This window comes from Microbacterium testaceum (genome assembly GCF_001476655.1).
Taxonomy (GTDB): domain Bacteria; phylum Actinomycetota; class Actinomycetes; order Actinomycetales; family Microbacteriaceae; genus Microbacterium; species Microbacterium testaceum_C.
Genome location: NZ_LDRT01000065.1, coordinates 1 through 12,907 on the forward strand (window position 1 = coordinate 1; position 12,907 = coordinate 12,907).

At 66.0% G+C, this 12,907-nt stretch carries 22 protein-coding genes; 1 reads left to right on the top strand and 21 read right to left on the bottom strand.

Annotation, left to right across the window (positions count from 1 at the left end; all coding sequences use genetic code 11):
- A partial coding sequence (locus NS220_RS20405) for a hypothetical protein (protein ID WP_206543018.1) occupies window positions 1–192 on the top strand: 192 nt, incomplete at its 5' end.
- A gap of 18 nt (window positions 193–210) precedes the next feature.
- Here NS220_RS20405 and NS220_RS10170 read toward each other — a convergent pair.
- From NS220_RS10170 to rplN, 21 genes are all read right to left on the bottom strand, one after another.
- Window positions 211–903 carry an endonuclease/exonuclease/phosphatase family protein gene (locus NS220_RS10170; RefSeq protein WP_058623960.1) on the bottom strand — a complete coding sequence of 231 codons (693 nt, stop codon included), beginning with the start codon at window positions 901–903 and terminating at the stop codon, window positions 211–213.
- Window positions 904–980: 77 nt separating this feature from the next.
- Complete coding sequence (truA, locus tag NS220_RS10175) at window positions 981–1,838, bottom strand: tRNA pseudouridine(38-40) synthase TruA (protein ID WP_058623961.1); 858 nt, start codon at window positions 1,836–1,838, stop codon at window positions 981–983.
- A gap of 77 nt (window positions 1,839–1,915) precedes the next feature.
- The gene (gene rplQ, locus NS220_RS10180; protein ID WP_058623962.1) at window positions 1,916–2,476 is read right to left on the bottom strand and encodes a 50S ribosomal protein L17; all 561 of its coding nucleotides are present in this window, start codon (window positions 2,474–2,476) and stop codon (window positions 1,916–1,918) included.
- Between the two features lie 43 nt (window positions 2,477–2,519).
- Entirely contained in the window at window positions 2,520–3,509 is a 990-nt protein-coding gene (locus tag NS220_RS10185) for a DNA-directed RNA polymerase subunit alpha (protein ID WP_013583989.1), read from the bottom strand.
- A gap of 186 nt (window positions 3,510–3,695) precedes the next feature.
- On the bottom strand, window positions 3,696–4,094 hold the full coding sequence (rpsK, locus tag NS220_RS10190) for a 30S ribosomal protein S11 (RefSeq protein WP_013583990.1): 399 nt from the start codon (window positions 4,092–4,094) through the stop codon (window positions 3,696–3,698).
- Window positions 4,095–4,130: 36 nt separating this feature from the next.
- Window positions 4,131–4,505 carry a 30S ribosomal protein S13 gene (gene rpsM / locus NS220_RS10195; RefSeq protein WP_058623963.1) on the bottom strand — a complete coding sequence of 125 codons (375 nt, stop codon included), beginning with the start codon at window positions 4,503–4,505 and terminating at the stop codon, window positions 4,131–4,133.
- Between the two features lie 143 nt (window positions 4,506–4,648).
- Complete coding sequence (gene rpmJ / locus NS220_RS10200) at window positions 4,649–4,765, bottom strand: 50S ribosomal protein L36 (protein WP_005050492.1); 117 nt, start codon at window positions 4,763–4,765, stop codon at window positions 4,649–4,651.
- Between the two features lie 59 nt (window positions 4,766–4,824).
- A complete protein-coding gene (gene infA / locus NS220_RS10205; protein ID WP_013583992.1) occupies window positions 4,825–5,046 on the bottom strand; it encodes a translation initiation factor IF-1 in 222 nt (73 codons plus the stop codon).
- A gap of 141 nt (window positions 5,047–5,187) precedes the next feature.
- Window positions 5,188–5,892 carry a DsbA family protein gene (locus tag NS220_RS10210; protein WP_058623964.1) on the bottom strand — a complete coding sequence of 235 codons (705 nt, stop codon included), beginning with the start codon at window positions 5,890–5,892 and terminating at the stop codon, window positions 5,188–5,190.
- On the bottom strand, window positions 5,889–6,731 hold the full coding sequence (gene map, locus NS220_RS10215) for a type I methionyl aminopeptidase (RefSeq protein WP_081323110.1): 843 nt from the start codon (window positions 6,729–6,731) through the stop codon (window positions 5,889–5,891). The genes NS220_RS10210 and map overlap by 4 nt, the downstream gene beginning before the upstream one ends.
- A gap of 2 nt (window positions 6,732–6,733) precedes the next feature.
- Complete coding sequence (locus NS220_RS10220; RefSeq protein WP_058623965.1) at window positions 6,734–7,330, bottom strand: adenylate kinase; 597 nt, start codon at window positions 7,328–7,330, stop codon at window positions 6,734–6,736.
- Window positions 7,327–8,649, bottom strand: a complete 1,323-nt coding sequence (gene secY / locus NS220_RS10225) for a preprotein translocase subunit SecY (protein ID WP_058623986.1) — start codon at window positions 8,647–8,649, stop codon at window positions 7,327–7,329. Before secY ends, NS220_RS10220 begins: the two co-directional genes overlap by 4 nt.
- A gap of 109 nt (window positions 8,650–8,758) precedes the next feature.
- The gene (gene rplO, locus NS220_RS10230) at window positions 8,759–9,292 is read right to left on the bottom strand and encodes a 50S ribosomal protein L15 (protein ID WP_013583997.1); all 534 of its coding nucleotides are present in this window, start codon (window positions 9,290–9,292) and stop codon (window positions 8,759–8,761) included.
- On the bottom strand, window positions 9,292–9,477 hold the full coding sequence (gene rpmD / locus NS220_RS10235; RefSeq protein ID WP_013583998.1) for a 50S ribosomal protein L30: 186 nt from the start codon (window positions 9,475–9,477) through the stop codon (window positions 9,292–9,294). The genes rplO and rpmD overlap by 1 nt, the downstream gene beginning before the upstream one ends.
- Window positions 9,477–10,157, bottom strand: coding sequence for a 30S ribosomal protein S5 (gene rpsE / locus NS220_RS10240; protein WP_013583999.1), 681 nt, complete (start codon window positions 10,155–10,157; stop codon window positions 9,477–9,479). The genes rpmD and rpsE overlap by 1 nt, the downstream gene beginning before the upstream one ends.
- Complete coding sequence (gene rplR / locus NS220_RS10245; RefSeq protein WP_043361012.1) at window positions 10,154–10,513, bottom strand: 50S ribosomal protein L18; 360 nt, start codon at window positions 10,511–10,513, stop codon at window positions 10,154–10,156. Before rplR ends, rpsE begins: the two co-directional genes overlap by 4 nt.
- A 2-nt stretch (window positions 10,514–10,515) precedes the next feature.
- Window positions 10,516–11,052, bottom strand: a complete 537-nt coding sequence (gene rplF, locus NS220_RS10250) for a 50S ribosomal protein L6 (RefSeq protein ID WP_058623966.1) — start codon at window positions 11,050–11,052, stop codon at window positions 10,516–10,518.
- Between the two features lie 6 nt (window positions 11,053–11,058).
- Window positions 11,059–11,457 carry a 30S ribosomal protein S8 gene (gene rpsH / locus NS220_RS10255; protein ID WP_013584002.1) on the bottom strand — a complete coding sequence of 133 codons (399 nt, stop codon included), beginning with the start codon at window positions 11,455–11,457 and terminating at the stop codon, window positions 11,059–11,061.
- A gap of 91 nt (window positions 11,458–11,548) precedes the next feature.
- Complete coding sequence (gene rplE, locus NS220_RS10260; RefSeq protein WP_013584003.1) at window positions 11,549–12,139, bottom strand: 50S ribosomal protein L5; 591 nt, start codon at window positions 12,137–12,139, stop codon at window positions 11,549–11,551.
- A 2-nt stretch (window positions 12,140–12,141) separates the two neighbouring features.
- Window positions 12,142–12,501 carry a 50S ribosomal protein L24 gene (gene rplX, locus NS220_RS10265; protein ID WP_058623967.1) on the bottom strand — a complete coding sequence of 120 codons (360 nt, stop codon included), beginning with the start codon at window positions 12,499–12,501 and terminating at the stop codon, window positions 12,142–12,144.
- A 2-nt stretch (window positions 12,502–12,503) separates the two neighbouring features.
- On the bottom strand, window positions 12,504–12,872 hold the full coding sequence (gene rplN, locus NS220_RS10270; RefSeq protein WP_013584005.1) for a 50S ribosomal protein L14: 369 nt from the start codon (window positions 12,870–12,872) through the stop codon (window positions 12,504–12,506).
- Window positions 12,873–12,907: the final 35 nt, after the last annotated feature.

Genomic DNA, 12,907 nt, shown 5'->3' on the forward strand with positions numbered 1-12,907 from the left:
TTCGACGGTGGGGCCAGGCCGGGCTTGGGGATCGCCGGAGGTGCCTTGGTCGTCGCCGGGGCAGCGGTGGGCGCGGGAGCCGGTGTCAGGAGAAGGAAGGGGGGGAGGGAGGAGAGGGAAGAAGAGAGAGAGAGAAGAGGGAAAGAGAAGGGGGAAAGAGAAGAAGGGAGGGAAAAAGGAGAGGGAGTCTGATGTTCTGTTCTCAGCCACTTACGCCCCGGTCGGAGGGGGCGATGTGGACACCTCCGCCGTCACGAGAATGGGGAGGTGATCGCTGAGTCCCTGCGGGAGGGTGCGGATGTGCGCGATGTCGAAACCGACCGACGTCGCAAAATCGTAGTGGCCTCGGAAGAACCGGTACCTCGTGTAGGTCCGCGCGTCGCTCAGCGTGAGCTCGTAACCCTGATCGCGTACCTTCTGACCGAGATGCTCCTTGAAGACCGGGTAGTTGTAGTCCCCGACCATCAGAGCAGGGAGTCCCGGACCAAGGCTCTGGAGCTCGCTCAGCGCCGTGCGGATCTGATGACGACGGAGCGAGTTCAACGCGGTGAGGGGCGCCGCATGGAAGGACGCCACGATCACCTCACGTCCGTCGTCGATGTCGCGCAAGCGGACACCCAGCATGCGCTCCTCCGCCGGCTTCAGCACGTAGTCGTGCAGCGACTTCTTGAGGGCGATCGCCCTCACCTCCACCGCGCGGAACGTGTTATCCCGGTAGTAGACGGCGAGGCCGAGACGGTTGCGTTGGGTCGCCTCAGCAAGGCGAAGGCCTGCGATCTCCTGGGGGATGTCGCGCGTATCGCACTCCTGGAGGCACAGCACGTCGACCGCGTGTTCGTCGACGAGCTTCGACAGCTCGACCGCAGCGCGGTGCTTACGGAGGTTATACGAGATGACCTTCATGACCGTCCCAGCCTAGAGCCGACGTCGACGGTGGAACGGGGGTTGCGCAACGATCACGGACCGGGTTGCGGAAGGCATCACGCCCCGATGTCGCCCGTGTCCCGGCGATTGCGGGTCTGCTCGGCTCGAGCCGCCAGAAGCGCGTCGGCGGGGTAGCCGACCTCGGCGAGGACGAGGCCACGGGCCGCGAGGACCTTGGTATCAGCGGTGCGGCGCCCCTCGTCGCGAATCTTCACCACGCCCTCTATATCCAAGCGTCCCTCCCCCACCGCAACGCACGCGCCCACCAGGGCGCGAACCATACTGTGGCAGAACGCGTCCGCCCGGACGTTCGCAACCAGGATGCCGTCGTCGCCACGCCGCCAGTCGTACTCGAGAAGAGTTCGAATCGTCGTGGCCTCCTCCCGCGCCTTGCAGTAGGCCGCGAAGTCGTGAAGACCGATGAGTCGCTGGGCGGCGGCATGCATGGCATCGACATCAAGCTCGGCCCTGACCGAGGTCGTCCGGAGCCGCTCCAACGGCGAGTAGCCGGCCTTCGCATCCGCGATCCGATAGGCGTAGCGGCGCCACACCGCGGAGAAGCGGGCGTCGAAGCCCTCGGGAGCGAGCGATGTGCGGCCGACCGTCACGTCGGGGTACGCGCCGAGGACGCCGCGCACCCGTCCAGCGAGCGCGGCGACGGCGTCTCGCTCGTCGCCATCACGACGTCGACGTGGAAGACGCTCCTGCTGTTCCCCGTCCAGGTCGAGGTGTGCGACCTGTCCTGACGCGTGCACGCCCGCGTCAGTGCGCCCCGCGACGACGAGCCGCGGTTCGCCGCCCAGGATTCGGGCGAGCGCCTCTTCCAGGGTCCCCTGAACGGTCCGCAAGCCCGGTTGCCGGGCCCAGCCTCGGAAGTGCGTTCCGTCGTAGGAGATGTCGAGTCGCAGACGCACGCCACAAGCCTACGGGGCACCGGAAAGACGACGAAGCCCTCACCCCTGGCGGGGCGAGGGCTTCGTGCGAGAAGGACTCAGGCCTTGGCGTCGTCCGCCACGGCGTCCTCGGCCGCAGCCTCGGCGGCCGCGCCCTCGTCCTGCGACTCGGCGCCGGCCTCGGCGGCCTCGTCAGCGACGGGAGCATCGTCAGCGGCGACCTCTTCGGCCACAGGCTCTTCCGCCGGCGCAGCGGCGGCGGGAGCCGCAGCAGCCTTCGACGAGGAGGGCTTCTTGGTCACGGGCTCGAGGACGAGCTCGATGACCGCCATGGGGGCGTTGTCACCCTTGCGGTTGCCGACCTTGGTGATGCGGGTGTAACCGCCGTCACGCTCGGCCACCAGCGGCGCGATCTCGGTGAACAGGGTGTGCACAACTTCCTTGTCGCCGATCACGCTCAGCACGCGACGACGCGCGTGCAGGTCGCCACGCTTGGCGAAGGTGATGAGGCGCTCAGCGAGCGGGCGGAGGCGCTTGGCCTTCGTCTCGGTCGTCTTGATGGACTTGTGCGTGTACAGCGCTGCAGCGAGGTTCGCGAGAAGCAGGCGCTCGTGGGCCGGGCCGCCTCCGAGGCGGGGACCCTTCGTGGGCTTAGGCATGTCGTGTTACTCCAGTAGGAAGGTTCGGTCGGGTCCGACGGGGTCAGACGGTTTCTTCGTCGTAGCCGCCGAAGAACTGGGCACCGTCGAAGCCGGGCACCGAATCCTTGAGCGACAGGCCGAGCGAGACGAGCTTGTCGCGCACCTCGTCGACCGACTTCTGACCGAAGTTGCGGATGTTCATCAGCTGGGTCTCGGAGAGGGCGACCAGCTCGGAGACCGTGTTGATGCCCTCGCGCTTGAGGCAGTTGTACGAGCGGACCGAGAGATCCAGATCCTCGATCGGCATCGACAGCTCGTTCGAGAGGACGGTCTCCACCGGCGCGGGGCCGATCTCGATGCCCTCGGCCTCGACGTTCAGCTCGCGGGCGAGACCGAACAGCTCGGTGAGCGTGCGCCCCGCCGAAGCGACGGCGTCACGAGGAGCGATCGAGGGCTTCGACTCGACGTCGAGGACGAGCTTGTCGAAGTCCGTACGCTCGCCGGCGCGAGTCGCCTCGACGCGGTAGCTGACCTTGAGGACGGGCGAGTAGATCGAGTCGATCGGGATCTGCCCGGCCTCGGCGTACTCGTTGCGGTTCTGCGTGGCCGACACGTAGCCGCGACCGCGCTCGATGGTGAGCTCGAGCTCGAACTTCGCGGTGTCGTTCAGGGTCGCGATGACCAGATCGGGGTTGTGGACCTCGACCCCGGCAGGAGCCGAGATGTCCGCCGCGGTGACTTCGCCGGAGCCGGTCTTGCGGAGGTACGCCGTGATGGGCTCGTCACGCTCGCTTGAGACGACGAGCTGCTTGATGTTCAGGATGATCTCGGTGACGTCTTCCTTCACGCCCGGGATCGTGCTGAACTCGTGCAGAACGCCGTCGATACGGATGCTCGTGACGGCTGCACCGGGGATCGACGACAGCAGGCTGCGACGCAGGGCGTTGCCGATGGTGTAACCGAAGCCGGGCTCGAGGGGCTCGATGACGAAACGACTGCGGAACTCCCCGACCTTCTCCTCGGTCAGAGTGGGACGCTGTGCGATGAGCACTATGTGTTCCTTTCGATCACGTGACCGCTATATGACACGTGTAATGGGGTGAGGTGTTGAGTTGTACTCGCTGGATGCCACGGGCCCCGACGGAGACGTCAGACGTGCGACGCGGCATCCGGAAGTCTGAATCGCGCGTGAGCGCGGCGTTCCCGGGGAGCGAGATGCTCCCCGGGAACAGACGCGTCAGACGCGGCGACGCTTGGGCGGACGGCAGCCGTTGTGGGCCTGCGGCGTCACGTCCTGGATCGAGCCGACCTCGAGGCCGGCGGCGGTGAGCGAACGGATCGCCGTCTCACGACCCGAACCCGGACCCTTCACGAAGACGTCGACCTTCTTGACACCGTGCTCCTGTGCCTGGCGAGCAGCCGACTCGGCGGCCATGCCGGCGGCGTACGGCGTCGACTTGCGCGAGCCCTTGAACCCGACACCGCCGGACGAAGCCCAGCTGATGACGGCACCCGAGGGGTCGGTGATCGAAACGATGGTGTTGTTGAACGTCGACTTGATGTGGGCCTGGCCCACGGCGATGTTCTTCTTCTCTTTGCGGCGCGGCTTGCGCGCGGCGGACTTGGCCTGTGCCATGTGCGTTCTCCTGAATCCTGACGCTCAGCCCGCGGCTTAGCGCGCCTTCTTCTTGCCGGCGACGGTGCGCTTGGGTCCCTTGCGGGTACGCGCGTTCGTCTTCGTGCGCTGACCGCGCACCGGGAGGCCGCGGCGGTGGCGCAGGCCCTCGTAGGAACCGATCTCGACCTTGCGGCGGATGTCGGCGGCGACCTCGCGACGGAGGTCACCCTCCACCTTGTAGGTGCCTTCGATGTGGTCGCGGAGCGCGACCAGCTGGTCGTCGGTGAGGTCCTTGACGCGGATGTCCTGGCTGATGCCGGTCGCGTTCAGAATCTCGACGGAGCGGGTGCGGCCCACACCGTAGATGTAAGTAAGTGCGATCACCACGCGCTTATCGCGCGGGATGTCGACGCCGGCAAGACGTGCCATGCGGCTCTCCTCAGAGTGTGCTGGAGGTGTGGAGCAGGATCGGTGCTCGGGCCTCCGCCCCGAGGTGTCCCCCGCCCGCTCGCGCGGGTGGGATCTGATCCTGCCGGTGTGTATTCAGTTGGGAAAGGTGTCGAGCTGGAAGCTCAGCCCTGGCGCTGCTTGTGGCGCGGGTTGCTCTTGCAGATCACCATCACGCGCCCGTGGCGACGGATCACCTTGCAGTGGTCGCAGATGGGCTTGACGGAGGGATTGACCTTCATGATGTTCCTGTTTCGCTGTCTTCGAGACCGCTGGGCGGCTCGTTACTTCTCGACCGGACTCAGCGGTAGCGGTAGACGATACGACCGCGGGTGAGGTCGTAGGGGCTCAGTTCGACGACGACGCGGTCCTCCGGGATGATGCGGATGTAGTTCTGCCGCATCTTGCCCGAAATGGTGGCGAGCACCTTGTGACCGTTCGTCAGTTCGACACGGAACATCGCGTTGGGCAGTGCCTCGGACACCGTGCCCTCGATCTCGATGACACCGTCTTTCTTCGCCATAAACTCGCTCACGCTCAGTTGCAGACCGGCCGGTCTGCGGTGGATGGGGATTCGGTGCTTCGACACGCCAATGAAGGCGCAACGCACCAAAGATCAAGCATACGTGGTAATGCTCGACCCGGCAACTCGCCGGGCGTGTTGTCAGCCGTTGAGACGGGCGACGATGTCCTTCTGCGGGTCACCGGTCAGGTCGGTCTTGTTGGTCAGCAGCGTGCCGTTGACGACGATCGTCGGCGTCGAGACGCCGCTCGCACCGGACTGGATCGGAGTCTGACGGGTCATGGCCGTCACGAACTTCTCGTACGTTCCGTCATTGATGCACGAGGTCACGGCATCCGAGGCCCCCGCGCCCGTCGCGATCGAGGCGATCGTGGCGTCGTCCAGGCCAGACGTCCCCTCCGCCGGCTGCTGGGCGTACATCGCCTTGACGAAGGCCTGCACGTTCGCGGGGTTGTCGACCGCGACACAGTACGCCGCGCTCGCGGAGCGCGTCGAGTACTGCGTTCCCTGCGACGAACGATCCAGGATCGAGATCGGGTGGATGTTGAGCGTGATGGTCCCGGCGTCGACGAGCTGCTGGATCGTCGGCCCGTACGACTGCTCGAACGAGTTGCAGATGGGGCACATGAAGTCGACGTACGTGTCCACCGTCTTCGAGCCGGAACCGACGGCGATCGCACCGGTGTCCGTGTTGACCGCAGATGACTGGGGGAGAGTGCCCGGAGAGGTCGCCTGGCTGTTCGCGAACCAGACCACGCCCCCCACCACCAGAACGATCACCACCGCCGCAGCGGTGATGCCGATCGCGAACCAGTTCGTGGCCTTGCGTGCCGCCGCCATCATCATGAATCGATCTCCTTCGGCACCACACCGAAGGGCGCCAGCTTTTCTGCACCACCGTCGGGCGCGGTGAGAACCCAGATGCCTCCATCGTGCACGGCGACACTATGTTCCCAATGGGAGCCTGCTGTGCCGTCGACCGTGGACACCGTCCAGCCGTCGTCCTCGACCTTCGTGGCCTGATCGCCGATGACCACCATGGGCTCGATCGCGACGGCGAGACCCGGGCGCACTTCCGGGCCGCGGTCGGCGACGGCGTAATTGAAGACGCTCGGCGACTCGTGCATCTTCCGCCCGATACCGTGTCCGACGTAGTCCCGGAGGATGCCGTAGCCGCCACGGGGCGCGTTCTCACCGATGTAGGCCTCGATGGCAGCTCCTACTTCAGCGAGATGCGACGCCTGGCTGAGCGCGGCGATGCCCGCCCACAGGGAGCCTTCGGTGACCTCGGAGAGTCGACGCCGAGGGCCGACGACCTCTTCGGGGGCGTCCCCGGGCACGATGATCGTGAAGGCCGAATCCCCGTTCCACCCACGGAACTCCGCACCCGCGTCGATCGACAGGATGTCGCCGGCCTGCAGCGGTCGATCGTTCGGGATGCCGTGGACCACCTGCTCGTTCACCGAGGCGCAGATCGTGTGACGGTAGCCCCGCACCATCTGGAAGTTCGACACGGCTCCCCGGCCGGCGATCACGCGAGCCGCTTCGGCATCGAGCTCGATCGTTGTCACGCCCGGCGCGATCAACGTACGGACAGCCTCGAGCGCCGCCGCCGTGATCAAGCCGGGCTCGATCATCGCGCGCAGTTGCGCGGGCTTCTTGTAGATCGAGGAACGGAAGACCACTGTCAGCGAGCCGTACGACGACGGAGACCGCGCGCGTCGAGCGCCGCGAAGATCCGGTCGGTGACCTCGTCGAGGCCGCCGACACCGTCGATCTCGTCGACGATGCCTCGGGTGCCGTAGACACCGAGGATCGGCGCCGTCTCGCGCTCGTAGATGTTCAAGCGCGTCTCGATCGCCTCGGCCGTGTCATCTGCACGGCCCTGCTCGGCAGCACGAGCGGTGAGCCGGGCCAACGACTCGTCACGCGGGACCACGAGCGCGATGACGGCATCCAGGGACTCGTCACGACCAGCCAGGAACTCGTCGAGGTGCATCACCTGCGCGAGGTTGCGCGGGTACCCGTCGAGCAGGAACCCCTCCCCCGCGTCCGGCTGCGACAGGCGGTCGCGGACGACAGCGCTCGTCAGCTCATCGGGAACCAGGTCGCCGGCGTCGATGATCGATGTCACCTGCTTGCCCAGGTCGGTTCCCTCCGCCACGTTCGCGCGGAACACGTCGCCGGTCGAGACCACGGGGATGCCGAAGGCCTCCGCGACGCGGACGCCCTGCGTCCCCTTGCCCGACCCCTGGGGGCCGACGATCAACAGACGAGCCGTCATCGGAGAAGCCCTTCGTAGTGACGCTGCTGCAGCTGCGCGTCGATCTGCTTCACCGTCTCGAGACCGACACCCACGATGATCAGGATCGAGGCGCCACCGAACGGGAAGTTCTGATTGGCACCGACCGTGGCGAGCGCCACGAGCGGCAGGAGCGCGATCAAGCCCAGGTAGATGGAGCCCGGCAGCGTGATGCGCGTCAGGACGTAATCGAGGTATTCGGCAGTCGGACGACCCGCGCGGATACCGGGAATGAAGCCGCCGTACTTCTTCATGTTGTCGGCGACGTCGACGGGGTTGAAGGTGATGGCGACGTAGAAGTACGTGAAGCCCACGATCAGGAGGAAGTAGATCACCATGTACAGCGGGTGGTCACCGCGCGTGAGGTACTGCGAGATCCACGTCACCCACGCCGCCGGCTCTTGACCTGCCTGGGGCTGGTTGAACTGGGCGATGAGCGCAGGGATGTACAGCAGCGAAGACGCGAAGATCACCGGGACAACACCGGCCATGTTGACCTTGATCGGGATGTACGTGTTCGTGCCACCGTAGGTCCGGCGACCCACCATGCGCTTGGCGTACTGCACCGGGATCCGGCGCTGGGACTGCTCGACGAAGACGACGAGAGCGACGACGATGATGCCCACGGCCAGGACCAGGAGGAAGATCTCGACACCGCGCGAGTTGAGGATCGACATCATCGCGGCGGGGAACGTCGCGGCGATCGACGTGAAGATGAGGATCGACATGCCGTTACCGACACCACGCTCCGTGACGAGCTCGGCGAACCACATGACCAAGCCGGTACCGGCGGTCAGCGTGATGATCATGAGCAGCTGAGCCCACCAGACGTCGTTCGTGAGCAGCTGCTGGCATTCGGGGATACCGGCCGAGCCGAAGAGCTGACCGGAACGCGCGACGGTGACCAGGGTGGTCGACTGCAGAAGTGCGAGAGCGATCGTCAGGTAACGCGTGTACTGCGTCAGCTTGGCCTGTCCGGCCTGGCCCTCCTTGTAGAGGGTCTCGAAGTGCGGGATGACGACGCGCAACAGCTGCACGATGATCGTGGCCGTGATGTACGGCATGACGCCGAGCGCGAAGATCGACAGCTGCAGCAGAGCTCCGCCGGAGAACAGGTTGACCAGCGACAGAAGTCCCTCGGTGCTTCCGGAGTCGCTCAGACATTGCTGAACGTTCGGGAAGTCGACGAACGGCGACGGGACGTGGGCACCCAGCCGGTAGATGGCGATGATGCCCAGCGTGAAGGCGATCTTCCGCCTCAGGTCGGGCGTGCGGAAAACCCGCGCGATGGCGCTGAACAAAGAGGATTCCTCCAGAACGATCTCGGCGCGCCGCAGGCGCACACCAAATCAGACTAGCCCAGAAGGGGCCGACGGCCATAAGGCCGCCGGCCCCTCCGGGGTTCGGGCGTCAGTTGACGGTGCCGCCGGCGGCGACGATCTTCTGCTCAGCAGAGCCGGAGACCTTGTCGACCGAGACGGTCAGCGCGACCGAGATGTCGCCGGTGCCGAGCACCTTGACCTTCTCGTTCTTACGCACGGCACCCTTGGCCACCAGGCCGGCGACGGTCACGTCGCCACCCTGCGGGTAGAGCTCGGCGAGCTTGTCCAGGTTCACGACCTGGTACTCGACGCGGAACGGGTTCTTGAAGCCGCGGAGCTTCGGAGTGCGCATGTGCAGCGGCATCTGCCCACCCTCGAAGCCGACCTTGACCTGGTAACGGGCCTTGGTTCCCTTGGTACCGCGACCGGCCGTCTTACCCTTCGAGCCCTCACCACGACCGACGCGGGTCTTGGCGGTACGGGCACCCGGGACGGGACGCAGGTGGTGGACCTTCAGCACGCCGGGGCGCGCCGCGGGGGCTTCCTTCTTCTCGGCCGTCTTGCGGGCCGAGGCCTTCTTCGGGGCGGCGACCGTGGCGGTCTCGTCCTTCTTGTCAGCCATTAGTCGATCTCCTCAACCTTGACGAGGTGGGCGACGGTCTTGACGTAACCGCGCGTCTGCGCGTCGTCGGGACGGACGACCGAGTCGCCGATCCGCTTGAGACCGAGCGAACGCAGCGTGTCACGCTGGTTCTGCTTCTCGCTCACCTTGGACTTGATCTGCGTGACCTTCAGACGCTCGGCCATCAGGCACCTACCTTCTGAGCGGCGGCCTCGGCGCGCACGAGGCGGGCCGGGGCGACCTGGTCGAACTCCAGGCCACGGCGGGCAGCCACGGCACGGGGCTCTTCGAGCGACTTCAGCGCCTCGACGGTCGCGTGCACGATGTTGATCGTGTTCGACGAGCCGAGCGACTTCGAGAGGACATCGTGGATGCCGGCGCACTCGAGGACGGCGCGGACGGGACCACCGGCGATAACACCGGTACCGGCGGCGGCCGGACGCAGGAGCACCACACCGGCGGCAGCCTCACCCTGGACGGGGTGCGGGATGGTCGAACCCGAGCGGGGAACGCGGAAGAAGTTGCGCTTGGCCTCTTCGACACCCTTCGAGATGGCGAGGGGGACTTCGCGGGCCTTGCCGTAGCCGACACCCACGACGCCGTTGCCATCGCCCACGACGACGAGCGCCGTGAAGCTGAAGCGGCGACCGCCCTTGACCACCTTCGACACGCGGTTGATCGTCACGACGCGCTCGAGGAACTGGCTCTCGTTGCGGTCGCGCGAACCACGGTCGCGCTGGTTGGTGTTGCGCTCGCGACCACCGCGACGGGGCTCGCGCTCACGCTCGGCGGGGGCCGTGGCCGCAGCCGCACCCTCTGCCGGTGCAGTCTGCTCGGTCACTTCGGTCTCCTTGTTGTCACTCACAGGTTCAGCCCTCCTTCGCGGGCACCGTCGGCGATCGCAGCGACGCGACCGGCGTACCGGTTGCCACCACGGTCGAACACGACGTCGGACACGCCGACGGCCTTGGCGCGCTCGGCGACGAGCTCGCCGACCTTGCGGGCCTTGGCGGTCTTGTCACCGTCGAAGCCGCGCAGGTCGGTCTCGAGGGTCGAGGCGGAGGCCACGGTGTGGCCCTTGCTGTCGTCCACGACCTGGACGAACACGTGGCGCGCGGAGCGCGTCACGACCAGACGGGGGCGAAGCTCGGTGCCCACGACCTTCTTGCGAAGACGCGCGTGACGACGAGCACGAGCGACGGACTTTGTCTTGACAGCCATGGTCACTTACCACTCTTTCCGGCCTTGCGGCGGACGACCTCGCCCGCGTACCGCACACCCTTGCCCTTGTAGGGCTCGGGCTTGCGGATCTTGCGGATGTTGGCAGCGGCCTCGCCGACGGCCTGCTTGTCGATGCCGCTCACGGTCAGCTTGTTGTTGCCTTCGACCGTGAGGGTGATCCCGGCGGGCGGGTCGATGAGCACGGGGTGCGAGAAGCCGAGGGCGAACTCGACCGAGCTGCCCTTCTGCGCCACGCGGTAACCCGTACCGACGACCTCGAGGCCCTTGGTGTAGCCCTGGGTGACACCGATGATGTTGTTGTTGATGAGCGTGCGGGTCAGGCCGTGCAGCGACCGCGACTCTCGCTCGTCGTCGGGGCGGGTGACGAGAACCTGGTTCTCCTCGACCGAAACCTCGAGGGGCTGTGCCACGGTGAGCGCGAGCTCACCCTTGGGGCCCTTGACGCTGACCTCCCGGCCGTTCACCGAGACGGTGACACCGGCGGGGATGTCGATGGGAAGACGTCCAATACGCGACATGTCAGATCACCACACGTAGGCGAGGACTTCCCCGCCGACGCCCTTCTGCTCGGCCTGACGGTCGGTGAGGAGACCGGAGGAGGTGGACAGGATGGCGACGCCGAGCCCGCCGAGGACCGTGGGAACCTCAGTCGACTTGGCGTACACACGGAGGCCGGGCTTCGAGACGCGCTTGATGCCGGCAATCGACCGCTCGCGGTTCGGGCCGTACTTCAGCGTCATGTTGAGGGTCTGGCCGACACGGGCGTCTTCGACGCTCCAGTCGGCGATGTAACCCTCCTGCTTGAGGATGGCGGCGATGTTGGTCTTGAGCTTCGAGCTCGGCATCGACACGGAGTCGTGGTGCGCCGAGTTCGCGTTGCGCAGACGGGTCAGCATGTCTGCGACCGGGTCTGTCATCGTCATGTGTTGCTTCTTTCTTTCATGAGGTTTCGCCTGCCGTTACACGACAGGCGACCTTCGATGATGGGCCCCCGGAAACCCGGGGGCCCAGGGATCAGGCCTGAGCGTCGGCCGACTGGAACGGGAAGCCGAGCTGGCGCAGCAGCGAACGGCCCTCATCGTCAGTCTTCGCGGTGGTGACGATCGTGATGTCGAAACCACGGACGCGGTCGATGCGGTCCTGGTCGATCTCGTGGAACACGGACTGCTCCTGGAGACCGAAGGTGTAGTTGCCGTTGCCGTCGAACTGCTTGGGCGACAGGCCACGGAAGTCGCGGATGCGCGGCAGGGCGAGGTTGACCAGACGGTCGACGAACTCCCACGCACGGTCGCCACGAAGCGTGACGTGCGCGCCGATGGCCTGGCCTTCACGCAGCTTGAACTGCGCGATGGACTTACGGGCCTTCGTGACGATGGGCTTCTGACCGGTGATCTTGGTGAGGTCCTCGACCGCACCATCGATCACCTTGCTGTCGCGAGCCGCCTCGCCGACACCGGTGTTCACGACGACCTTGACCAGGCCGGGGATCTGCATGACGTTCTCGTAACCGAACTCGTCCTGCAGCGCCTTCTTGATCTCGGCGTTGTACTTCTGCTTCAGGCGGGGCTGGATCTTGCCAGTCTCCGCGGCAGTCACGGTGCTCATGTTCAGAGGTCCTTGCCTGACTTCTTCGCGAAGCGCACGCGGACGGTGCGCTTGACGCCGTCCTTGACCTGCTCCTCGACACGGTGGCCGACACGAGTCGGCTTCTTGGTCGAGGGGTCGACGATCGCGACGTTGGAGATGTGGATCGGGGCCTCGAACGTCTCGATGCCACCGGTCTTGGTGCCGCGCTGGGACTGGCCCACGCGGTTGTGCTTGGTGACGTAGTTCACGCCTTCGACGATGACGCGGTTCTGCTCGGTAAGGACCTCGAGGACCTTGCCCTGCTTGCCGCGGTCGCCGCCACGCTCGGGCTTGGCACCCGAGATGACCTGAACCAGGTCACCCTTCTTGATTTTCGCCATGATCAGATGACCTCCGGGGCGAGCGAGACGATCTTCATGAACTTCTTGTCGCGAAGCTCACGGCCGACCGGTCCGAAGATACGGGTGCCGCGGGGCTCCCCGTCGTTCTTCAGGATCACGGCGGCGTTCTCGTCGAACTTGATGTAAGAGCCGTCGGGACGGCGGGTCTGCTTGACGACACGGACGACGACGGCCTTGACCACGTCGCCCTTCTTGACGTTTCCACCCGGGATCGCGTCCTTGACCGTGGCGACGATGACGTCGCCCAGGCCGGCGTAACGGCGGTTGGAGCCGCCGAGCACGCGGATGGTGAGCAGCTCCTTGGCGCCGGTGTTGTCGGCGACCTTCAGCCGGGATTCGTTCTGAATCACTTTTTACTCCTTGGATTCCAAGTAGGCCGCGAGGC